This is a genomic window from Dietzia sp. CH92, assembly GCF_032248695.1.
In the GTDB taxonomy this organism is placed as follows: Bacteria; Actinomycetota; Actinomycetes; order Mycobacteriales; family Mycobacteriaceae; genus Dietzia.
The window spans coordinates 280,446-301,168 of sequence record NZ_JAVHXC010000001.1 but is presented as its reverse complement, the minus strand read 5'-3'; the positions used below and the strand labels follow the sequence as shown (position 1 = coordinate 301,168).

Here is a 20,723-nt window from a genome sequence, read left to right as displayed (position 1 = left end):
TCCGGGGTGGCGGCTACCCCGGATACGCGAAATCCGCTACTCCCAGCCCAGATCCGCTACCCGCGTAGGGGTAGCGGATGCCGAGGGGGAGTAGCGGATTCCGGCAGAGGTTACAGCCCGTTAGCCGCCTTGAACTCGCGGCGACGGCGGTGCAGGATCGGCTCGGTGTAGCCGGACGGCTGCGTGGTGCCCTCGAGGACCAGCTCGCGGGCCGCCTGCCAGGCGATGGAGGACTCGACGTCCGGGGCCATGTTCCGGTAGGCCTCGTCGCCCGCGTTCTGGGCGTCGACGACCTCCGCCATCCGCCGCAGGGAGTCCTCCACGAACTCCGCGGTGACGATGCCGTGGCGGATCCAGTTGGCGAGCAGCTGCGAGGAGATCCGCAGGGTCGCGCGGTCCTCCATGAGGTTCACGTCGTGGATGTCCGGCACCTTGGAGACGCCGATACCCTGCTCGACCCAGCGGACGACGTAGCCGAGGATGGTCTGGCAGGAGTTGTCGACCTCCTCCTTCTTCTCCTCCTCGGACCAGTCGGTGTTCGGCGCCAGCGGCACCGTGAGGATGTCGTCGACACTCGCGCGACGGCCGCCGGCGAGAAGCTCCTCCTGGCGGGTGAGGACGTTCACGCGGTGGTAGTGGGTGGCGTGCAGGGTGGCGCCGGTGGGCGAGGGCACCCACGCCGTGTTGGCGCCGGCCTGCGGCTGCCCGATCTTCTCGGCCAGCATGTCCGCCATGAGGTCGGTCTTGGCCCACATGCCCTTGCCGATCTGCGCGCGCCCCCGCAGACCGCACGCCAGACCGGTGTCGACGTTGAAGTCCTCGTAGGCGTTCATCCAGCGGGCGGACTTCATCTCGCCCTTCCGGATCATCGGCCCGGCCTCCATCGAGGTGTGGATCTCATCGCCGGTGCGGTCGAGGAAGCCGGTGTTGATGAACACCACCCGCTCCGTGGCCTCGGCGATGCACGCCGCGAGGTTCACCGAGGTGCGGCGCTCCTCGTCCATGATGCCCACCTTGAGCGTGTTGGTGGGCAGCCCGAGGAGCTTCTCGACGCGGCCGAACAGCTCGGTGGTGAAGGCGACCTCGTCGGGCCCGTGCTGCTTGGGCTTGACGATGTAGATCGACCCGGTACGGCTGTTGCCCCGCTCGTTGCCCTCGGCGATGCCGTGCATGCCCGCCAGCGCGGTGATCAGGGCGTCGAGGATGCCCTCGGGGAGTTCGTTGCCCTCGGCATCCACGACCGCGGGGGTGGTCATGAGATGGCCGACGTTCCGCACGAACAGCATCGAGCGGCCGTGGAGTCGGACCTCCCCGGAGCCGTCCGGAGAGGTGTAGACACGGTCGTCGTTGAGCACGCGCGTGAACGATTTGCCGCCCTTGCTGATCTCCTCGGACAGGTCGCCCTTCATCAGGCCGAGCCAGTTGCGGTAGCCGAGCGTCTTGTCCTCGGCGTCGACAGCGGCGACGGAGTCCTCGAAGTCCATGATCGTGGTGACGGCGGACTCGAGGACCACGTCCTTGACGCCGGCCGCGTCCGTCGAGCCGATGGGAGAGTCCGGATCGATCTGGATGTCGATGTGCAGGCCGTTGTTGCGCAGCAGCACCGAGGAGGGGCTCGCCGGGTCGCCGAGGTAGCCCGCGAGCTTCTCCGGGTCCGCCAGCCCGGTGGTGGTTCCGTCGACGAGCGTGACCTGCAGCGCGCCGTCCACGACCGCGTACCCCGTGGTCCCGACGTGGCTGCCCGAGGCCAGCGGGGCGGCGTCGTCGAGGAATTCGCGGGCCCAGGCGATGACCTTGTCGCCGCGCACCTTGTTGTACGACTCACCCTGCTCCGCGCCGTCGGTCTCCGGGATGGCGTCCGTGCCGTAGAGGGCGTCGTAGAGGGAGCCCCACCTGGCGTTGCCGGCGTTGATGGCGAACCGGGCGTTGGTCACCGGGACCACGAGCTGTGGCCCCGCGACGGTCGCGATCTCCTCGTCGACGTTCTCCGTGGTCACGGCGACGGACTCCGGCTCGGGGACCAGGTAACCGATCTCCCGGAGAAACGCCTTGTATGCGGCCTGGTCGATCGGCGCGGGGTTCTCGCGGTGCCAGGCGTCGATCTTCGACTGCAGGTCGTCGCGAGTATCGAGCAGCTCCCGGTTGCGGGGTGCGAGGTCGGAGAAGATCTCGGCGGCACCCGCCCAGAACGCGTCGGGGTCGACCCCGGTGCCCGGGATCGCCTGGGTGTTGACGAAGTCGTAGAGGACCTCGTCGACCTGGATTCCGCCGACGGTGATGCGTTCGGACATCGATGCTCTCCTCGAGTAGGGGATCGTTCTTCCGGACCGACTCTAATGTCCTCGTCGCGCCGGTTCATCCGGCATTTCCGCAGTGCGGAACGGGTCGATGCCGCGAGTACGATCACCACATGACTTCGGACCACTCACCGGGCACGGCGGACGGGCTCGCCTTCCTCAAGGGCCACGGCACCCTCAACGATTTCGTGATCCTTCCCGACGATCATGCGGACATCGCCCTCGACGAGGTGCTGGTCCGCGCGCTGTGCGACCGCCGCGGTGGGATCGGCGCCGACGGGGTCCTCCGGATCGCCACGGCCGGCGCGCTGGTGGACCGCGGGGTCCTGCCGGCCCTGCCGACCGGGGTGGAGTCCGCCGACTGGTTCATGGACTACCGCAACGCGGACGGGTCGATCGCCGAGATGTGCGGCAACGGTGTCCGCGTGTTCGCCCACGCCCTCGTCGCCACGGGACGGGCCGAGGCCGGCACGATCCCGGTCGGCACCCGTTCCGGGCCGCGGCCCGCGACGGTCGCCTCGCACGCGGGCGGCACCGCCGTGGTCCGGGTCGACATGGGCGAGCCCCGGCTACTCGGCCTCTCCTCGGCTGAACTCGGGGGCCGGACCTTCGCCGGCGTCGCGGTCGACATGGGCAATCCCCACCTGGCCTGCATCGTCCCGGGGCTCGACGCCGCGGCCCTCGCCGCCCTGCCGGTGGGGGACCCGCCGGTGTTCGACCGCGAGTTCTTCCCACACGGTGTGAACGTGGAGATCGCCACCCCGCTGTCTGCGGGAAGGGTGACGATGCGTGTTCACGAGCGGGGGGCGGGGGAGACGATGTCGTGCGGCACCGGCATCGTGGCCACGGCTGTCGCCGCCCTCGCCGACGCCGGACGGGGCACGGGCGAGGTCGTCGTGTCGGTTCCCGGCGGCGAGGTCGAGGTGACCGTCCGCGACGGGGGGTCGACCCTGACGGGCCCGTCGGCACTCGTCGCTGACGGCCGTTTCCGCGGCGGCGCGTATCACACGCCCGCTCCCACGACGCGATCGGCCCGGATGTGAGATGATGTCAGCGAATGACTATTGATCACACGGCCGCTGACCGGCCGACACGAGACCTCGACCCCTCTATCGGCGAACTGCAGCTCGAGGAGAGATCCTCGCTGCGCCGGGTGGCGGGCCTGTCCACCGAACTCCAGGACGTCAACGACGCCGAATACCGCCAGCTCCGCCTGGAGAGGGTCGTGCTGGTGGGGGTGTGGACCGAAGGGTCCGCCGCCCAGGCCGACGCCGCCATGGCCGAACTCGCGCAATTGGCCGAGACGGCGGGCTCGGAGGTCTGCGACGCGCTCATCCAGCGCCGGGACAAGCCGGACGCCGCGACGTTCATCGGCTCGGGCAAGGTGAGCGTCCTCAAGGACGTCATCGCCGCGACCGGTGCCGACACCGTCATCTGCGACGGCGAACTCACCCCCGGCCAGCTGCTCGCGCTGGAGAAGGCGGTCAACGTCAAGGTCATCGACCGCACGGCGTTGATCCTCGACATCTTCGCCCAGCATGCGACCAGCCGTGAGGGCAAGGCGCAGGTCTCCCTGGCCCAGATGGAGTACATGCTCCCGCGCCTCCGTGGGTGGGGCGAATCGCTGTCCCGGCAGGCCGGCGGCCGGGCCGGGAGCAACGGCGGTGTCGGTCTGCGTGGCCCGGGTGAGACCAAGATCGAGACGGACCGGCGACGGATCCGCGAACGGATGGCGAAGCTGCGGCGCGAGATCAAGGGGATGAAGCAGTCCCGTGACACCAAGCGCTACCGCCGGCGTGCCACGCCGGTGCCGTCCATCGCGATCGCCGGCTACACCAATGCGGGCAAGTCGAGCCTGCTGAACAGGATCACCGGCGCCGGTGTCCTCGTCCAGAACGCGCTGTTCGCCACTCTCGATCCCACCACCCGTCGGGCCGATCTCCCGGACGGGCGGTCGGTGGTGTTCACGGATACGGTCGGGTTCGTCCGTCATCTGCCGACCCAGCTGGTCGAGGCGTTCCGCTCCACTCTGGAGGAGGTGGTCGATTCCGAGCTGTTGCTCCACGTGGTGGACGGATCGGACGCGTTCCCCCTCCGTCAGATCGAGGCGGTCCGCAAGGTGGTCAACGAGGTGGTCGAGGAGCAGAACGCCGAGCGGCCGCGCGAACTACTGGTCATCAACAAGATCGACGCCGCCGACCCGGTGGTGCTCGCCGAACTCCACCACGCCCTGCCGGACGCGGTGTTCGTGTCCGCGGCGACGGGTCAGGGCGTCGACGAACTGCTCGAGCGGATCATGCAGATCGTGGCATCCGGAGACACCGAGCTCACCCTCGAGATCCCGTACACCCGCGGTGACCTCGTGGCGCGCGTGCACGGGGAGGGTGCGGTGGTGGAGGAGGAACATTCCGCACGGGGAACGCGTCTGGTGGTGCGGCTACCCGCCTCGGTCGCCGGTGAGCTCCGGGAGTTCGTCATCGACGACGATCCCCGCGACGGCGCCGCCTGACCGGGCGACCCGACACGACCGCGCCGCCTGACCCACTGCGGGTCAGGCGGCGCAGTCGTCGCCAGGCCGGGGCGTCAGAGCTTGCGGAAGACCGTGACCACCTTGCCGAGGATCGTCGCGTGCTCGCCCGGGATCGGACTGAAAGACGGGTTGTGGGGGAGCAGCCACACCCCGGTGGAGTCCTTGCGGAACGTCTTCACGGTGGCCTCACCGTCGATCATCGCGGCGACGATCTCGCCGTTGTCGGCCACGTTCTGACGACGCACCACGACGTAGTCACCGTCGCAGATCGCCGCATCGATCATCGACTCGCCGACGACCCGGAGCATGAACAGGTCCCCGGTTCCGACGAGATCGGACGGCAGCGGGAAGACCTCCTCCACGGCCTGCTCGGCGAGGATGGGACCGCCGGCCGCGATCCGACCGAGAACAGGGACGTACACCGGCTCGACGGCCCCGCTGGGTCGCCTCACCTCGCTGGTCGGCGAACGCCTGCCCCGGCCCTTCTGCCCGGGCACCCCGTGTACGTCGACGGCACGGGGCTTGTGCGGGTCCCGCGTCAGGAAACCCTTCTTCTCGAGGGTGCGCAGCTGGTGCGCGACCGACGACGTCGACTGTAGGCCCACGGCGTCACCGATCTCGCGGATGCTCGGTGGATAGCCCCGCTCCTTGACCGTGTCGTGGATGTGTAGCAGCACGCTCTTCTGGCGGTCGGTCAGTGAGTCGAAGTCGGGCTTCGGCATCTCGGGTCCCTTCGGCGAATGATTGTTCGACGCTGTCATCTGTGTACACCCTAACGCCCTCGAGCGGTGAGCGCCACACACATGTTCGAAGAATTCGCACCGGGAATCGTGACTGTGTCGGACCCGCGTGGTACAACTCTAGTCACGTTCGGATTCGAACAGATGTACAAAGTTGGCCATACGGATGTGCGAACGGACTTCGCACACCGTATCGATCAGGGAGTGGACATGACCATTCTGGAACTGCACTCGCACACTGATTCCACGATGCGGTGGACCGGGGTCTGTGAAGGTGACCACCACCCGTCCGGCCAGCCCGCGGACGACGTCCGGGCGGATGCCGCTCGAACCGCGGATCGGCAGGTTCGCGGGCGGACCGCCGGAGGGCTGGCGGGGCGGCCGACGGGTCGTCGGGACGCCGCCTCACCGACGCGTGGCGCCCGCGGTGGCCGCGGGACCGTGGTCGGCACCGCTCCGTCCCGGACTCCGTCCCCGCGGCGGTCCGCGCAGGCCCGCCCGGTATCCGCCGAGGGCGTGCGCGCATGTCGGATCGAGTCGTCGGCTCCGGCCGGGGTGGTCGACGATGTACCCGCGTGGGCGCTCCTGGCCTGCGGTGTCGTGGTCGGGGTGATCGTGCTGCTGGCCGTCGCGTTCCTCGGCGGGCCCGCCTACGCGTGACCGGCACACCGGCCTCCTAGAATGAGTCGGGGACGGTGGTCAACCGTCCCCGCGTCCCGTGGGCCACGACCCGGGAGGCGTGACGTCCGGTCGACGAAGGGCCACACGGGAATGTACTGCCCTACATGCCACAACGAGGACTCCCGGGTGATCGACTCACGATCGGTCGACGAGGGCCAGGCCATCCGGCGCCGCCGGGAATGCCCGGAGTGCGGGCATCGCTTCACCACCCTCGAGACCCCGCTGCTCACCGTACTCAAACGCAATGGTGTCACCGAGGCCTTCAGCCGGGACAAGGTCGTCCGGGGCGTGCGCCGCGCCTGCCAGGGCAGGTCTGTGGACGAGGACGCTCTGCGGCGCCTCGCCCAGCGGGTCGAGGACGCCGTCCGCGCGCGCGGTGCCTCGGAGGTTCCCGCGCACGAGATCGGCCTCGCGATCCTCGGCCCCCTCCAAGACCTCGACGAGGTCGCCTACCTGCGATTCGCCTCCGTCTACAAGCAGTTCAGTTCCGCCGACGACTTCGAACGCGAAATCGTGGCACTGAAGGAACGACGCGCGAACCGCTGACACGAGGCGGGCTCACCGACCGCTGGACGCGGCCGACGAGCCACCCGGCCCCCGTCGCCGAACCAGGCCGTCAACGCCGCGCCCGCGGAGCGAGCGCCGACGCCACGGCCTTGTCGATCCTCTCGGCCGACACCGGGCGGGCCGTCCCGAGCGACTGGGCGAACAAGCCCACCCGGTACTCCGCCAACAACCACCGCAGTTCCCGGGCCGCCCGTGCACCACCGGGCCGCCTGCGCAGGGCGACGCACGCCTCCTCCACGGTCTCCTCCGAGCGCGCCAGCTTCTCCGTCAACTCGCGATGACGCCCCGGGGACTTCTGTGCCATATCGAGCCGGGCACCCACGGCTCTCACATGACGCTCCAGATGCGGCAGCACATCCGCCGGATGACGCGCCAGGAACCCCTTGCCCACCAGGAACTCCAAGGACGGACGCACCGCTGCGGCGACGTCGCCCGGGGCCTCCGCCACCCGCGGGGAGACCCGCTGTGCCGCCACCAACGCCGGCACCACCGTCGAGATCGCCGACGCGACGGCCCCGGGGACCTCCGCGGCCGCCGCCTCACGCAACCCGGTGAACTCCGCCACCGTCAGCACGGGCGCGCCCTTCCTCCGGGCGATGATCCGGCCGCAGGCCGCCAACGCGGCGTCGGCAACCAGCGCCTCCACACCCCCGTGCGGGTACTGCGTCAGCGCCAGCCGCTGGTCCACCGGACGACCCCGCAGAATCGACGACGCGGAGACGAGATCGCGGGAGACCAGCGTGAGGACCGCCGACGCCTGCCGCGTACGACGCTCCTCCTCGGTCGCGCACGCCACACGGTGGATCCCGTCGGCGTCGACCCGCAGAGCCGGGTAGACGGTCACCTCCACACCGTCGACCGTGCCGGTGACCGACGGCGGGAGGTCCCCGATCGTCTCCTCGCTCCACCGTCGGTACGGGCCGTCATCGGGGACGAGACGGGTGGTGAGGGTGTCCCTGACCCTGTCCTGTAGCCGGGACCGCAACGCCCCGAGGTCGGTACCGGACGCGACGACGCGGTCACCGTCGACGACCTCGAACCGCACCCGCAGATGGTCGGGGAGCTGCGAGGGGTCGAACTCCCGGGGGTCCACCGTCGTGCCGATCCGCTCGGACAACGCGCGGGCCAGAGCGACCGGCAGGGGCGCCGACCGCGGGGTGACGTCGTGGGCGAGGAGCGCCGCGTACTCGGCGGGTGGCGAACAGAGCCGCCGCAGGTACTTGGGCAGCGTGCGCAGCATCTCCGTGTAGAGCTCCTCCCGCAGGCCGGGGACCAGCCACTCGAACCCTGCGGTGGTGACGGAGGACAGCTGCGGCAGCGGGATCCGCACGGTGATCCCGTCGGCGTCGCCACCCGGATCGAACTGGTACCGCAGCTCGAAGCGCCGGTCGCCCTGCTGCCAGTACGGGGGGAAGTCCCCCGCGTCGGGGGCGGCCTCGGAGATGCGGATGTCGGCGGGGGTCAGCCGTATCGCGTCCGGGTCGCGATGGCCCCGCTTCTTCCACCAGGAGTCGAGGTGCCGACCCGAGGTGACGTCGTCGGGGAGCCGGTCGAGGTAGAACGCGACCAGAGCCTCGTCGTCGATCACCAGGTCGCGACGCCGACTGCGGGTCTCGAGTTCCCGCGCCTGCGCCACCGCCTCGGCGTTCTCCCTGATCACCGCGATCCTCGTGTCCCAGCGTCCCTCGACGATCCCGTGCCGGACCACCAGTTCGCGGGCCAGCGCCGGGTCCACCCGGGAGAGCTGGATCCTGCGGGCCTCCACCACGGTCAGGCCCAGGAGCATGACCTTCTCGTAGACCATGGCCGTGCCCTGGGCGTCGGACCAGTGGGGCTCGGAGTACTGGCGGCGGACCAGGTGGGCACCGAGCTGCTCGATCCAGCCCGGGTCGATCCGCGCCACGTCGCGCGCCCAGAGCCGGGAGGTCTCCACGAGTTCGGACGCCATCACCCACCGGGGCGGCTTCCTGGCGAGGTCGGAGCCGGGGAAGACCTGGAACCTGATGCCGCGGGTGCCGCGGAACTCGCGGGTCTCCTCGTCGCGCATGCCGACGTTGGTCAGCAGGCCGGAGAGGATCGCCTTGTGCAGGTCGTCCTCGGCGGCCTGCCCGGACGGGGGGTGCCAGCCCCGTTCCCGGCACATGCTGCGCAGCTGCGCGTTGAGGTCCTGCCACTCTCGGATGCGCAGCCAGTGCAGGTACTCGGCCCTGCACATCTTGCGGAACGCGCTGCCCGACAGCTCCCGGCGCTGTTCGGTGATGTAGCGCCACAGGTTGAGGTAGGAGAGGAAGTCGGAGGTCTTGTCGGTGAAGCGCCGGTGGAACTGGTCGGCCTTGTCGCGCTCCTCGGCGGGCCGTTCGCGGACGTCCTGCACCGTCAGGGCCGCGACCACCACGAGCACGTCGCCCAGCGACCCGTTGCGGTGGCCCTCGACGACCATCCGGGCCAACCGGGGGTCGAGGGGGAGTGCGGCCATGTCCCGGCCCACGTCGGTCAGGTGCGGGCGCTCGTCGTCGTCGACCCTCAACGCCCCCAGCTCGGACAGCAACGTCATGCCGTCCCGGACCGCCTTGCGGTCGGGAGGTTCCACGAACGGGAAGTCGTCGACGGGGCCGAGGTCGAGGTCGGCCATGGACAGGATCACCGAGGCGAGGTTGGTGCGCAGGATCTCGGGGTCGGTGAACTCCGGCCGCGCCTCGAAGTCGGACTCCGAGTACAGGCGGATACAGATGCCGTCGGCGACACGCCCGCACCGGCCCGCGCGCTGGGCGGCGGAGGCCTGGGAGATCGGCTCGATCGGCAGACGCTGGACCTTGGTGCGGGTCGAGTAGCGGGAGATCCGGGCGAGGCCGGTGTCGACGACGTAGCGGATGCCCGGGACGGTCACCGAGGTCTCCGCGATGTTGGTCGACAGGACGACGCGACGCGTGGAGTGGGCGCGGAAGGCACGCTGCTGTTCGGCGGCCGTGAGCCGGGCGAACAGGGGGAAGATCTCCGTGCCCGGGAACTTCCGCCCCCGCAGGACCTCCTCGGCGTCGCGGATCTCGCGCTCGCCGGAGAGGAACACCAGCACGTCGCCGTCGTCCTCGCGGAGCAGTTCGGCGACGGCGTCGGCGAGCGCGTCGAGGGGGTCCAGGTCGACCACCCTGTCGGCGTGTTCGACCTGCAGGGGCCGGTAGCGGATCTCGACGGGGTAGGTGCGGCCCGACACCTCGATGACGGGCGCCGACGTGCCGTCCGGGGCGGCGAAGTGGCGGGCGAACCGCTCGGGGTCGATGGTCGCGGAGGTGATGATCAGCTTCAGGTCCGGCCGGCGGGGCAGGATCTGCTTGAGATAGCCGAGCAGGAAGTCGATGTTGAGGCTGCGCTCGTGCGCCTCGTCGATGATGATCGTGTCGTAGGCCCGCAGCAGCCGGTCCCGGCGGATCTCGGCGAGCAGGACGCCGTCCGTCATGAGCTTGACCGCCGTGTCGTCGCTGGTGCGGTCGTCGAACCGCACGGCGGATCCCACGAGGCCGCCGATCTCCACGCCGAGTTCGTCGGCGATCCGCTCCGCCACGGACCGGGCCGCCAGTCGGCGCGGCTGGGTGTGGCCGATCATGCCGCGCACGCCGCGGCCCAGCTCGAGGCAGATCTTGGGGATCTGGGTGGTCTTGCCGGATCCGGTCTCGCCGGCGATCACGACCACCTGGTTCTCCCGGATCGCGGTGGCGATCTCGTCCCGGCGCGCGGAGACGGGCAGCTGGGCGGGGTACTCGGGGGTGGGGATCGCCTCGGCGCGGGCCCGGAGGCGCTCCGCGGCCGCGTCGACGCGGCGCGTGAGGTCGTCGAGCTGGTCGGCGCGGGCGCGGCGGATCCGGGGGCGGAGCCGGTGCGCGTCGAGGGTCCCGACCTCGTCGAGCCGGGTGAGCAGGTCGTGGCGGGCCCGACGGAGCTCGGGTGGGGCTGAGGTGGACGACGGCATGGTGCCCGCCAGGATATCGGCCCGGGCGGCGCGGTCAGTCGGCCGTGCCGTCCCGACGGGCCTGGACCCGTGCGTAGCGCTCGTGGAGGCGTTCGCGGATCTCCTCGGGCTCGTAGGAGCGGCGCCGGCGTTCGGAGCGGGCGGCGAGGATCCCGGTGGCGGTGACGCCCGCCAGTCCCGCCGCGCCGATGAGCTTGAGCCACTGCCGTCCCCTGGGAGCCATGTGGTCGAGACTAGGCCGCGGGGGCGACCGGTCCTGGCAGGATCGCCCCATGACCATCGACACCGTGCCCCTGGCCGCCGCCGTCGAGCGGACGAGGACCGGGGATCTGTGGCTGTTCCGCGGCCGGTCCACGGCGGATCGCGTGATCCAGACGTTGACCAACGCGCCGGTCAACCACGTGGGGGTCGCGGTGGTGCTCGACGACATGCCGCCGCTGATCTGGCACGCGGAGATGGGACGGGCGCTGCCGGACGTGTGGACGGGGCGTCGCCAGCGCGGGGTGCAGTTGCACGACCTGGAGGCCGCCGTGCGCCAGTGGACGGGGCCGTACGGCCAGCGGGCGTGGTTCCGGCAGGTCTCCCCGGAGGTCGGGGTGGCGCAGGAGGAGGCGCTGCTGGAGACGATCGCGCGCCTGAACGGGGTGTCGTTCCCGTCGGCGGGGCGCCTCACCGCCCGGTGGGCGCGGGGGCGCTGGGCGTCGCGGGGCAGCCGGTGGGCCGGCGGGCTCGCCGCCGGGGGGCCTGGGGAGGCCTCGGGGGACGACGACGAGGTGGGCCGCGGCGGGATCCGGGGCCTGCTCCGGCGGCGGGGGCGGAACTCGCCGGGTCCGGCGATGCGGATGGAGGCGGCGTACTGCGCGGAGGTCGTGGGCCTGACCCTGGAGGCGATGGGCGTGCTCCGGCGGGCGGGCGATGCCAGCTGGTACGACCCGGGGAGGTTCTGGAGCGGGGACGACCTGCCTCTCGCGCCGGGCTGGGGGTACGGGCGCGAGATCGCGGTGACGGTCAGCCCCCCAGGATCGCCTCGCTGAGGTCGGACTCGACCGCCTCCGGGGCCACCACGAGCAGTTCGTCACCGGGTTCGAAGGGCACGTCGGGCTCGGGGACGATCACTCTGCCGCCGCGCAGGATGGCCACGAGGGCGGAATCGCGGGGGAACCGCACGCGGGCGACGGGGCGGCCGGCCAGCGGGGTCTGCTCGGGCAGGGTCACGCTGACGAGGTTCGCGCCGCCCCGGCGCAGCGTCATGAGCCGGACGACGTCGCCCACGGAGACGGCCTCCTCGACCACGGAGACGATCAGGCGCGGGGTGGACACGGCGACGTCGACGCCCCAGCGGTCGTCGAAGAGCCACTCGTTGCGGGGATCGTTGACCCGGGCGACGACGCGGGCCACGGCGAACTCGGTCTTGGCGAGCAGACTGACGACGAGGTTGGCCTTGTCGTCGCCGGTGGCGGCGACGACGACATCGGCCTCCTCGGTGCGGAGCCGCTCGAGGACGCTGAGTTCACACGCGTCGCCGACCTGTTGCCCGGCGCCCTCGACGGGGTCCGCGTCGTACACGCCGGGCCGCTTGTCGATGAGGGTGACCGTGTGGCCGCCGGCGAGGAGTTCGCGGGCGATCGAGCGGCCGACGACACCGGCGCCGGCGACGACGACCCGCATCGAGATGGAGCGGACGACGCGGGCCGGGGCGCCGGCGAGCAGGCCCGAGCCGTCGGCGTAGTCGTCCACCGCGGGGTCGGGCCCCCGGTCGGGGGAGGCGCCGGGCGCGCGGTCCGGGGTGGGGTCGGTCGTCGGCTCACGCATCGGAGGGTCCTCGCTGCAGTTGGTCGTCCAGCCCGCGCACCGCGTCCGAGGGCAGCGCGAGGTGGAGGACGTCGTCGGCCTGGACGAGGGTGTCGGTGTCCGGGATCCGGCAGGTGCCGAAACGGGTGACCGCGGCGGCGCGGCCGCCGACGGCCGCGGCGAGCCGGTCGACGGCCACACCCACCCATGCCGGCGGCGCCTCGAGCGCGACGAGGGACACCGAGTCGGTCTGGTCGCGCCACACGACCGGGCCCGTGCCGGCGGTGATGTGCCGCAGGAGCCGGCCGGTGGCCCAGGGGACGGTGGTGACGGTCGGGATGCCGAGTCGTTCGTACACCTCCGCGCGCCCCGCGTCGTAGATGCGGGCGATCACCCGGTCGACGCCGAAGGTCTCGCGGGCCACCCGGGCGGCGATGATGTTCGAGTTGTCCCCGGAGGACACGGCGGCGAACGCGTCGGCGCCCACGAGCCCGGCGTCGGTGAGCACGGCCCTGTCGAACCCCTGACCGGTGATCGTCCGACCCCGGAAGCGCTCGCCCAGCCTGGCGAAGGCCGCCGGGTCGCGGTCGATCACCACCACCTCGTGCCCGGCGGCGTCGAGCTCCGCGGCCAGCGCCGCCCCGACGCGGCCACAGCCCATGACGACGACCCTCATCGCGAGTCCCACTCCTCACGGGACACCCTCGTGTCCCAGGCACGTCACGCTACTCACATCCGGGGAGGCTGTCCGCTCCGGCGCGCTGGTCCTACGATGTGTCGGTGTCCAGGATCTCCAGGCTCTCCGTGGGAGCCAAGCGTCTGTTGGTGGGGCGCCCCTTCCGCAGCGACACCGTCGGGGCGGCGCATCTGCGCAAGCGGGTCGCCCTGCCCGTGTTCGCGGCCGACGCGCTGTCCTCGGTGGCCTACGCGCCGCAGGAGATCTTCCTCGTGCTCTCGATCGCCGGGATGTCGGCGCTGGCGTTCACCCCGTGGGTCGGCGTGGCGGTCGCCGTCGTCCTCGTCGTCGTCATCGCCTGTTACCGTCTCAACGTCCACGCCTACCCGTCGGGGGGCGGCGACTACGAGGTGGCCACGGTCAACCTCGGTCCCCGCGCCGGGCTGGCGGTGGGCGCGGCGCTGCTCATCGACTACGTCCTCACGGTCGCCGTCTCGATCTCGGCCGCGGCCGCGAACATCGGGTCCGCCGTCCCGTTCCTGCAGTCCCACGAGGTGTTGTTCGCCGTCCTCGCGATCGCCGTGCTGGCCGCGGTGAACCTCCGCGGGGTCCGGGCGTCGCGGGCATCGTTCGCGATCCCGGTCTACGCGTTCCTGGCGTCCATGACCGCGCTCGTCGTCTGGGGACTGATCCAGCTCGAGGTGCTGGACCGCGGCCTGCGGGCCGAGTCCGCGGACTTCGAGCTCATCCCCTCGGGCGGCGCGGAGGTGGCCGGGGTGGCGCTCGCGTTCGTCGTGGCGAAGTCCTTCGCGTCGGGCTCCGCCGCGCTCACCGGGATCCAGGCCGTCCACAACGGCGTGCCCGCGTTCCGCAAGCCCCGTGCCCGCAACGCGGCCACGACCCTCGCCCTCGTCGGGGCGCTCTCGGTCTCGTTCCTGCTGGGCCTCATCGCCCTGGCCCGGGGGCTCGGGGTCCAGATCGCCGAGCAGCCCGCCACCCAGTTGGTCGGCGCCCCGGAGGGGTACCACCAGAAGACGCTGATCGCGCAGCTCGCGGAGCCGGTGTTCGCCGGCCTGCCGGCAGCGTTCCACGTCGTCATGGTGGTGACCGCACTGATCCTCGTGCTGGCCGCGAACACGGCGTTCACCGGGTTCCCGGTCCTGGCGTCGGTGCTCGCCCGCGACAAGTACCTGCCCCGGCAGCTCGCCACCCGTGGTGACCGGCTCGCGTTCTCCAACGGCATCGTGTTGCTCGCGGTCGCGGCGATCGCGCTCGTCTTGGCGTTCGGGGCGGACGTGACGGTCCTCATCCAGCTGTACATCGTGGGCGTGTTCGTGGCCTTCACGCTGGGGCAACTGGGGATGGTGCGGCACTGGACCCGTCGCCTCCAGCGCGAGCAGATCCCGGCCGTGCGTCGGCGGGCCCGCCGCGCCCGCGCCCTCAACGCGGTCGGGTTCGGGCTCACCGCGGGCGTGCTGCTCATCGTCATGGCGAGCAAGTTCTTCTCCGGCGCCTACATCGCCGTGGTCGCGATGGTGGCCGTGTTCGGTGTCATGCGGCTCATCCGCCGCCACTACGACGCGGTGGCCCGCGAGCTGGACGACTCGTCCCGGGAGGTGGTGCTGCCCAGCCGCACCCACTGTCTCGTGCTGGTGTCGAAGCTGCACCTGCCGACCCTGCGCGCACTGGCGTACGCGCGGGCCACCCGTCCGGACACCATCGAGGCACTGACGGTGAACATCGACACCGCCGAGACCCGCGCCCTGGTGCGGGAGTGGGAGAGCCGCGGGATCTCCGTGCCGCTCAAGGTGGTCGAGTCCCCGTACCGTGAGATCAACCGCCCGGTCGTGGACTACGTCAAGCGGCTGCGCGACCAGTCACCCCGGGACGTGGTGATCGTCTACATCCCGGAGTACGTGGTCGGCCGCTGGTGGGAACAGCTGTTGCACAACCAGAGCGCACTGCGGCTCAAGACCCGCCTGCTCTACGAGCGGGGCGTGATGGTCACCAGCGTGCCGTGGCAGCTGTCGTCTTCGCGGGGACGGGCGGAACAGGCCCGCGACGAACCGATCGTCGGGCGTTGGGGCGGACCGGAGGCGAGATGACACACGAGAGCACGACCGACTGGACGGGCCGCGTCCTGCGGCTGGAGGTGGCGGGCCCCGCTCACGGCGGGGAGTTCGTCGCCCGGCACGAGGGGCGCGTGGTGTTCCTCCGCGGCGGGATCACCGGCGAGACCGTCGACGTCCTGATCGAGGACGACCCGGGCCGCTCGTTCTGCCGGGGCACGGTCACGTCCGTGATCACACGGTCGGCGGACCGCGTCGACGCGGCGTGCCCGGCCGCGGCCGCCGGTGCCGGGTGCTGCGACTGGAGCCACATCGACCCGTCGGCCGCACGCGGGTTCGTCGGGCGGGTTCTCGCCGAGCAGGCCGTGAGGATCGGCGGGATCGACCTACCGGAGGGCACCGTGCCCGTCGACGTCCCCGGCGGGGACCCGGCGGTCACCGGGTGGCGCACCGCGGCCAGGTGGGTCACCGGACCCGACGGTCGTCCCGGCCTGCGCCGGGCCCGGTCCGCCGAGCTGGTGACCGATCCCTGCGTCCAACCCGACCCGCGGATCCTCGACGCCGTGAGCTCGGCCGGGATCGGCCCCGGTCGCGAGATCCTCGGGCTCCTCGGTGACGACGGGACCGTCCACATCGCGCACCGGCCCGCGGTCCGCGACGCCCCCCGGGGCGGGGGGCGTCAGACCCGCCGGTCGGCCGCCACCCGCGCCCGCGCACGACACTCGCGGGCGGCGGACTGGGAGTTCGTCACCGGGGGTCCCGACGTGGTCCGACGCGTGGGCCGACACGAGTGGCGACTGCCCCCGCAGGCGTTCTGGCAGGCGCACCGCAGCGCCGCGACCCACTACGCCGCCGCGGTCCGGACGGCCGTCGCCCGGACCCCGGGTCTGCCGGACGCCCCCGTCGTCTGGGATCTCTACGGCGGCGCCGGGTTGTTCGCCGCCGCGGTCCTCGACGGGGTCCCCGGCGCGCGGGTCACGGTGGTGGAGTCGTCGTCGGCGTCGGTCGGGGCGGTGCCCTCCTCCCACGCGGCCCCCGACGCCGACGGGGATCCCGCGTCGGGCGGGGACGTGACCACGGTGCGCTCGAGGGTCGAGGCGTTCCTCGAGGACGAGGTCGGGTCCGCACGGCCCGGCGCCCACCCCGCTCCGGACGTCGTGGTGCTGGACCCGCCCCGGGGTGGTGCGGGCATCCCCGTCATGCGGCGTCTGGCCGAGCTCACCCGCATGCGGATCGTCCACGTGGGGTGCGACGCCGCGAGCATGGCCCGCGACGTCGGGGAGCTCGTCTCGGCCGGATGGACACTCCGGGACCTGCGGGGGGTCGCCGCGTTCCCCGGCACCCACCATGTCGAGGGGATCGCGGTCCTGGACGCCCCGCGCGGCCGGTGAGCCCGGGCCCGGTCGGGAGCTCCCCCCGTCCCACCGTCGCCGACCCGCGGACCGCGGGCGAGGTCGCGGCCCGTCAGCCCGTAGACTGGCCGTTCGACCCATCGGGGTGTCGCACACGGAAGGGGCAGTCGACAGCAATGAGCGTGCTCGATCAGGTGGACGGCCCCTCGGACCTCAGGGGTCTCGGACCGGACGAGTTGGGCCGGTTGTGCGGCGAGATCCGGGAGTTCCTCATCCGCAAGGTGGCCGCCACGGGAGGACACCTGGGACCCAATCTGGGCGTCGTGGAACTGACGGTCGCACTGCACCGGGTGTTCGACTCCCCGCGCGACCCGATCGTCTTCGACACCGGCCACCAGTCCTACGTCCACAAGATGCTCACCGGCCGGCGCGACCAGTTCGACGGGCTGCGCACCAGGGGCGGCCTGTCCGGTTACCCGAGCCGCGCGGAGAGCGAGCACGACATCGTGGAGTCCTCGCACGCCACGGCGTCCCTGTCCTACGCGGACGGCCTGGCCAAGGCCTTCGCCCTCCGGGGGGAGCGTGACCGGACGGTCGTCACCGTGATCGGTGACGGGGCGATGACCGGCGGCATGGCCTGGGAGGCGCTGAACAACATCGCGGCCGCGAAGGACCGGCCCATGGTGATCGTCGTCAACGACAACGGCCGGTCGTACTCGCCGACCATCGGCGGGATCGCCGAACGGCTCGGCGCCCTGCGCCTGCAGCCCGCCTACGAGAAGGCGATGGACCGCACCAAGAACGCGCTGACCGGCCGCAAGGACGTCGTCGGCAAGGCGGTCTACTCCGTGCTGCACGGCATCAAGGCCGGGGTCAAGGACGTCGTGTCCCCGCAGGAGCTGTTCGCCGATCTGGGGCTGAAGTACATGGGCCCGGTCGACGGTCACAACCTCGCCGCCACGGAGGCCGCGCTGCGGCTGGCCAAGGATTTCGGCGGGCCGGTGGTCGTCCACGTCGTCACCCGCAAGGGCATGGGGTACGTCCACGCGGAGAACAACGAGGCGGACCAGATGCACGCCACCGGGGTCATCGACCCCGAGACGGGAAAGCCGCTGTCGACCTCGTCGTCCGTCGACTGGACCTCGGTGTTCTCCGAGGAGCTCTGCGCGATCGGGGCCGAGCGCGACGACGTCGTGGCGATCACCGCCGCCATGGCCGGTCCCACCGGCCTCGCCGCGTTCGGGGAGCGGTTCCCCGAGCGGATGTTCGACGTGGGGATCGCCGAGCAGCACGCCGTGGCCTCCGCGTCGGGGCTGGCCCTCGGCGGGATGCACCCGGTCGTGGCCGTCTACTCGACCTTCCTCAACCGGGCCTTCGACCAGCTCCTCATGGACGTCGCCCTCCTGCGCCAGCCCGTGACGCTGGTCCTCGACCGTTCGGGGGTGACCGGGCCGGACGGCGCCAGTCACAACGGTATGTGGGACCTCTCGCTCACCGGGATCGTGCCCGGCGTACGGGTCGCCGCGCCCCGCGACGCGATCACCCTGCGCCAGGAGCTGCGCGAGGCCGTCTCGGTCGACGACGGCCCGACCGTCGTGCGTTTCCCCAAGGGGTCGGTCGGTGAGCCCGTACCGGCACTGGCGACGTCCGATGACGGCGTGGACCGCGTGCACGGCCCGGGCGACGCCGAGGTCCTCGTCGTCGCCGTCGGCCCGATGGTCGCCCCCGCGGTCGGCGCGGCCCGCGCGCTCGAAGCCGAGGGCGTCACCGTGGACGTGGTGGACCCCCGGTGGGTCTATCCCGTCCCGGCCTCGATCGTCACCGCCGCCCGCGGCCGGCGCCTGGTGGTGACCGTCGAGGACAACGGTCTGCACGGCGGTGTGGGCTCCGCGGTCTCGGCGCGCCTGGACGAGGCCGCAGTGCGCACCGACCGGTTCGCGCTGGGCGTACCGCAGGAGTTCCTCGACCACGGCTCGCGCGGGGAGATCCTCGCCGACGCCGGTCTGACCGCGGAGGGGATCGCCGGGTCCATCCGGACGCGGCTGGCTCACTGACGGGGTCCCCGCCCCCCGTCGCGCCGGCGGTCGGTGCTCAGCCCTCGGTCCGGAACCGGTGCACCGCCTCGAGCAGCGGCTCGGCGGTGAGCTCGACCTGCCACCGGCGGGCCTCCTCCTCGCGGAGGACGTCGGCCAGCAGCTCGGCGTCGTCCGCGGGCGAGGACATGGCCGCCCGCCACACCCAGAGCCTGAGCGTCGAGGGCTTGAGGAGCAGCCCCTGCTCCAGGCCGAGGTCGTCGGCGAGGGCGCCGATCGTCTCCCGCGCGATGTCCAGCAGGGCGGCGGCGTCCGGCTCGTTGCGCTTCCACGAGGCGTGCGGGGGGTGGTCGGCGGGCGGGCCCTGCCGGGACGGCAGATCCTCGCGCCCCAGACCGTCGGCCCACTCGAGGGCCGCCAGCCACTCACCGGTGAGACGTCGACGCTGGGGGCCGTCGAACCCGTCTATCGCGAGGAGCGCGTGACGGCCGGTGGGGCCGATCCGCGCGGCCTCGACGATCGCGGCGTCGGGCAGCAGGCGCTTGGGCGCGATGTCCCGCTCGGCGGCGACCCGGTCGCGGGCCATCCACAGCTCCCGCGCGCGGGCCAACTGGCGTGGGTCGCGCAGGCTGGACAGCCGCGACAGGCGGCGCCACGGGTCGGGCGCCGCCCGCGCCGGCTCCGACTCGACGAGATACCGGCACTCCGCCTCGAACCACTCGCGGCGGCCCAGGGCGTCGAGGCGGGGCAGGACCTCGTCCGCCAGCTCGTGCAGGAACAGCACGTCGTAGGCGGCGTAGTCCAACCACGCGCGGGGGAGCGGCCGGCGCGACCAGTCCGCCGCCGAGTGGGCCTTGGCCAGACCGATCCCGAGGTGTTCGGAGACCATGGCACCGAGGTTGACCCTCTCGATCCCGAGGAAGCGCCCGGCGAGCTCCGTGTCGACGACGGCGGTGGGGCGTATCCCGAGCTCACGCAGGGACGGCAGGTCCTGGCTCGCGGCGTGGAACAGCAGGGGCCGGGAGGACAGGACGTCCGCGAGCGGCCCGACGGTCCGCCCGGGCGTCTCGGGGTCCACGAGGAACGCGGGCTCACCCGGGATCCGCAGTTGGAGCAGAAACGCCCGCTCGGAGTAGCGGATCCCGGACGCGCGCTCGACGTCGACCGCGATCGGCCCGGGGGAGGATCCGAGACCGTCGACCACCCCACCGATCCCGGAGAGGTCGTCGACGAACTCGTACTCGGCCGGGGGAGGCGCCGCCCCGGGCGGGGTCTCGCCGCGGCGCCGCCCGCTCACGCCCGTCCGTGCAGGGACGTGACCCCGGCGGGCGGCAGGCCCGCGGCCTGCGCGAGGGTCTTGCAGAACGCCGAGGCGTGGCCGGTGAGATCCGGCTCGAGAGCCGTCCACGAGGCGCGGAGCTCGAGCTGGTGGGCTTGCGGCGGCCCCGCGATGTCGCCGTAGCGGACCGAGGCCGTGCTGGTGACGGTGCCCCCGAGCGCGGTGTAGGGCCCGGCCTCCTCGTCGAGGGCCTCGGTCAGCCAGCTCCACGCCACCTGCGGCAGCAGCGGATCGCCGGCGAGCGAGGCCTCCATGTCGGCCTGGATGTACGCGACCAGGCGCAGGGTGCCGTTCCACGCGTCGTCCCCGGAGGGGTCGTGCAGCAGGATCAGGCGCCCGAACGCGTCGCCGTCCGAGAACTCCGGCACGTCGTCGCCGCGCGGCGGGAGGATCTCCACACCGAGGGCGTGACTGTAGGGCGCCAGTCGCTGCGGCGGGCGGATCGGACCCACCGAGATCTCGGGGCGGACCTCGAGCCGCGACAGCGACTCGACCGCCGCCCGGAAGACCTCGGGCTCGCCGTCATTGACCGATGTGCTCACAGGTCGTCACGCTAGCCATCGCCGCACCGTGCTCCGCGGAGGCGCGCCGTCACCTGCCCGGGTGGGTGGACCGGCCCCGGCGGCCGCTTCATGGGACGATGGGGGGCGTGTTGAACTCTGATGCGTCCTCGAACCCCCACCC

Annotated in this window: 16 protein-coding genes; 8 read left to right on the top strand and 8 right to left on the bottom strand. The window is 72.1% G+C overall.

Annotation, left to right across the window (positions count from 1 at the left end; genetic code table 11):
- Positions 1 to 110 precede the first annotated feature (110 nt).
- The gene (locus RWK90_RS01440) at positions 111 to 2,291 is read right to left on the bottom strand and encodes a malate synthase G (RefSeq protein WP_314033962.1); all 2,181 of its coding nucleotides are present in this window, start codon (positions 2,289 to 2,291) and stop codon (positions 111 to 113) included.
- Between the two features lie 119 nt (positions 2,292 to 2,410).
- On the opposite strand from RWK90_RS01440, the gene dapF reads away from it, so the two are divergent.
- Positions 2,411 to 3,340 carry a diaminopimelate epimerase gene (gene dapF, locus RWK90_RS01435; RefSeq protein ID WP_314033960.1) on the top strand — a complete coding sequence of 310 codons (930 nt, stop codon included), beginning with the start codon at positions 2,411 to 2,413 and terminating at the stop codon, positions 3,338 to 3,340.
- A 14-nt stretch (positions 3,341 to 3,354) separates the two neighbouring features.
- Positions 3,355 to 4,806: a GTPase HflX gene (hflX, locus tag RWK90_RS01430; protein ID WP_314033958.1), complete on the top strand. Its 1,452-nt coding sequence runs from the start codon at positions 3,355 to 3,357 to the stop codon at positions 4,804 to 4,806.
- A 74-nt stretch (positions 4,807 to 4,880) separates the two neighbouring features.
- Here hflX and lexA read toward each other — a convergent pair whose 3' ends face one another.
- On the bottom strand, positions 4,881 to 5,549 hold the full coding sequence (lexA, locus tag RWK90_RS01425; protein ID WP_314033957.1) for a transcriptional repressor LexA: 669 nt from the start codon (positions 5,547 to 5,549) through the stop codon (positions 4,881 to 4,883).
- A gap of 534 nt (positions 5,550 to 6,083) precedes the next feature.
- Between lexA and RWK90_RS01420 the strand changes: the two genes are divergently transcribed.
- Positions 6,084 to 6,227, top strand: a complete 144-nt coding sequence (locus RWK90_RS01420) for a hypothetical protein (RefSeq protein ID WP_314033954.1) — start codon at positions 6,084 to 6,086, stop codon at positions 6,225 to 6,227.
- 111 nt (positions 6,228 to 6,338) lie between these two features.
- Positions 6,339 to 6,794, top strand: a complete 456-nt coding sequence (gene nrdR, locus RWK90_RS01415; protein WP_314033952.1) for a transcriptional regulator NrdR — start codon at positions 6,339 to 6,341, stop codon at positions 6,792 to 6,794.
- A 70-nt stretch (positions 6,795 to 6,864) separates the two neighbouring features.
- Here the strand turns inward: nrdR and hrpA are convergent, their stop codons facing one another.
- Both hrpA and RWK90_RS01405 read right to left on the bottom strand, forming a co-directional pair.
- On the bottom strand, positions 6,865 to 10,779 hold the full coding sequence (hrpA, locus tag RWK90_RS01410) for an ATP-dependent RNA helicase HrpA (RefSeq protein ID WP_314033950.1): 3,915 nt from the start codon (positions 10,777 to 10,779) through the stop codon (positions 6,865 to 6,867).
- A gap of 34 nt (positions 10,780 to 10,813) precedes the next feature.
- Positions 10,814 to 11,002, bottom strand: coding sequence for a hypothetical protein (locus RWK90_RS01405; RefSeq protein WP_314033948.1), 189 nt, complete (start codon positions 11,000 to 11,002; stop codon positions 10,814 to 10,816).
- A gap of 49 nt (positions 11,003 to 11,051) precedes the next feature.
- On the opposite strand from RWK90_RS01405, the gene RWK90_RS01400 reads away from it, so the two are divergent.
- Positions 11,052 to 11,813, top strand: coding sequence for a hypothetical protein (locus RWK90_RS01400; protein WP_314033946.1), 762 nt, complete (start codon positions 11,052 to 11,054; stop codon positions 11,811 to 11,813).
- Here RWK90_RS01400 and RWK90_RS01395 read toward each other — a convergent pair.
- Positions 11,788 to 12,447 carry a TrkA family potassium uptake protein gene (locus RWK90_RS01395; RefSeq protein WP_314034728.1) on the bottom strand — a complete coding sequence of 220 codons (660 nt, stop codon included), beginning with the start codon at positions 12,445 to 12,447 and terminating at the stop codon, positions 11,788 to 11,790. The two genes, RWK90_RS01400 and RWK90_RS01395, sit on opposite strands and share 26 nt — an antisense overlap.
- Before the next feature lie 136 nt (positions 12,448 to 12,583).
- The gene (locus RWK90_RS01390) at positions 12,584 to 13,246 is read right to left on the bottom strand and encodes a TrkA family potassium uptake protein (RefSeq protein WP_314033944.1); all 663 of its coding nucleotides are present in this window, start codon (positions 13,244 to 13,246) and stop codon (positions 12,584 to 12,586) included.
- Between the two features lie 113 nt (positions 13,247 to 13,359).
- Here RWK90_RS01390 and RWK90_RS01385 point away from each other — a divergent pair, with 113 nt between their 5' ends.
- From RWK90_RS01385 to dxs, 3 genes are all read left to right on the top strand, one after another.
- Positions 13,360 to 15,351 (top strand): APC family permease, encoded by a 1,992-nt coding sequence (locus RWK90_RS01385; RefSeq protein ID WP_314034726.1) that lies wholly within the window; start codon positions 13,360 to 13,362, stop codon positions 15,349 to 15,351.
- Positions 15,348 to 16,706, top strand: a complete 1,359-nt coding sequence (locus tag RWK90_RS01380) for a TRAM domain-containing protein (RefSeq protein ID WP_314033942.1) — start codon at positions 15,348 to 15,350, stop codon at positions 16,704 to 16,706. The genes RWK90_RS01385 and RWK90_RS01380 overlap by 4 nt, the downstream gene beginning before the upstream one ends.
- Before the next feature lie 137 nt (positions 16,707 to 16,843).
- Positions 16,844 to 18,721, top strand: a complete 1,878-nt coding sequence (gene dxs, locus RWK90_RS01375) for a 1-deoxy-D-xylulose-5-phosphate synthase (protein ID WP_314033940.1) — start codon at positions 16,844 to 16,846, stop codon at positions 18,719 to 18,721.
- Between the two features lie 37 nt (positions 18,722 to 18,758).
- Here the strand turns inward: dxs and RWK90_RS01370 are convergent, their stop codons facing one another.
- Positions 18,759 to 19,997: an HRDC domain-containing protein gene (locus RWK90_RS01370; protein ID WP_314033938.1), complete on the bottom strand. Its 1,239-nt coding sequence runs from the start codon at positions 19,995 to 19,997 to the stop codon at positions 18,759 to 18,761.
- Entirely contained in the window at positions 19,994 to 20,581 is a 588-nt protein-coding gene (locus RWK90_RS01365) for a DUF3000 domain-containing protein (protein ID WP_314033936.1), read from the bottom strand. The genes RWK90_RS01370 and RWK90_RS01365 overlap by 4 nt, the downstream gene beginning before the upstream one ends.
- Positions 20,582 to 20,723 lie beyond the last annotated feature (142 nt).

What these genes read in the sequence shown, in the direction of transcription:
- RWK90_RS01440 (WP_314033962.1), bottom strand. Translation starts at nt 2,291, where the DNA reads ATGTCCGAACGCATCACCGTCGGCGGAATCCAGGTCGACGAGGTCCTC.
- dapF (WP_314033960.1), top strand. Translation starts at nt 2,411, where the DNA reads ATGACTTCGGACCACTCACCGGGCACGGCGGACGGGCTCGCCTTCCTC.
- hflX (WP_314033958.1), top strand. Translation starts at nt 3,355, where the DNA reads ATGACTATTGATCACACGGCCGCTGACCGGCCGACACGAGACCTCGAC.
- lexA (WP_314033957.1), bottom strand. Translation starts at nt 5,549, where the DNA reads ATGCCGAAGCCCGACTTCGACTCACTGACCGACCGCCAGAAGAGCGTG.
- nrdR (WP_314033952.1), top strand. Translation starts at nt 6,339, where the DNA reads ATGTACTGCCCTACATGCCACAACGAGGACTCCCGGGTGATCGACTCA.
- hrpA (WP_314033950.1), bottom strand. Translation starts at nt 10,779, where the DNA reads ATGCCGTCGTCCACCTCAGCCCCACCCGAGCTCCGTCGGGCCCGCCAC.
- RWK90_RS01405 (WP_314033948.1), bottom strand. Translation starts at nt 11,002, where the DNA reads ATGGCTCCCAGGGGACGGCAGTGGCTCAAGCTCATCGGCGCGGCGGGA.
- RWK90_RS01400 (WP_314033946.1), top strand. Translation starts at nt 11,052, where the DNA reads ATGACCATCGACACCGTGCCCCTGGCCGCCGCCGTCGAGCGGACGAGG.
- RWK90_RS01395 (WP_314034728.1), bottom strand. Translation starts at nt 12,447, where the DNA reads ATGCGGGTCGTCGTCGCCGGCGCCGGTGTCGTCGGCCGCTCGATCGCC.
- RWK90_RS01390 (WP_314033944.1), bottom strand. Translation starts at nt 13,246, where the DNA reads ATGAGGGTCGTCGTCATGGGCTGTGGCCGCGTCGGGGCGGCGCTGGCC.
- RWK90_RS01380 (WP_314033942.1), top strand. Translation starts at nt 15,348, where the DNA reads ATGACACACGAGAGCACGACCGACTGGACGGGCCGCGTCCTGCGGCTG.
- dxs (WP_314033940.1), top strand. Translation starts at nt 16,844, where the DNA reads ATGAGCGTGCTCGATCAGGTGGACGGCCCCTCGGACCTCAGGGGTCTC.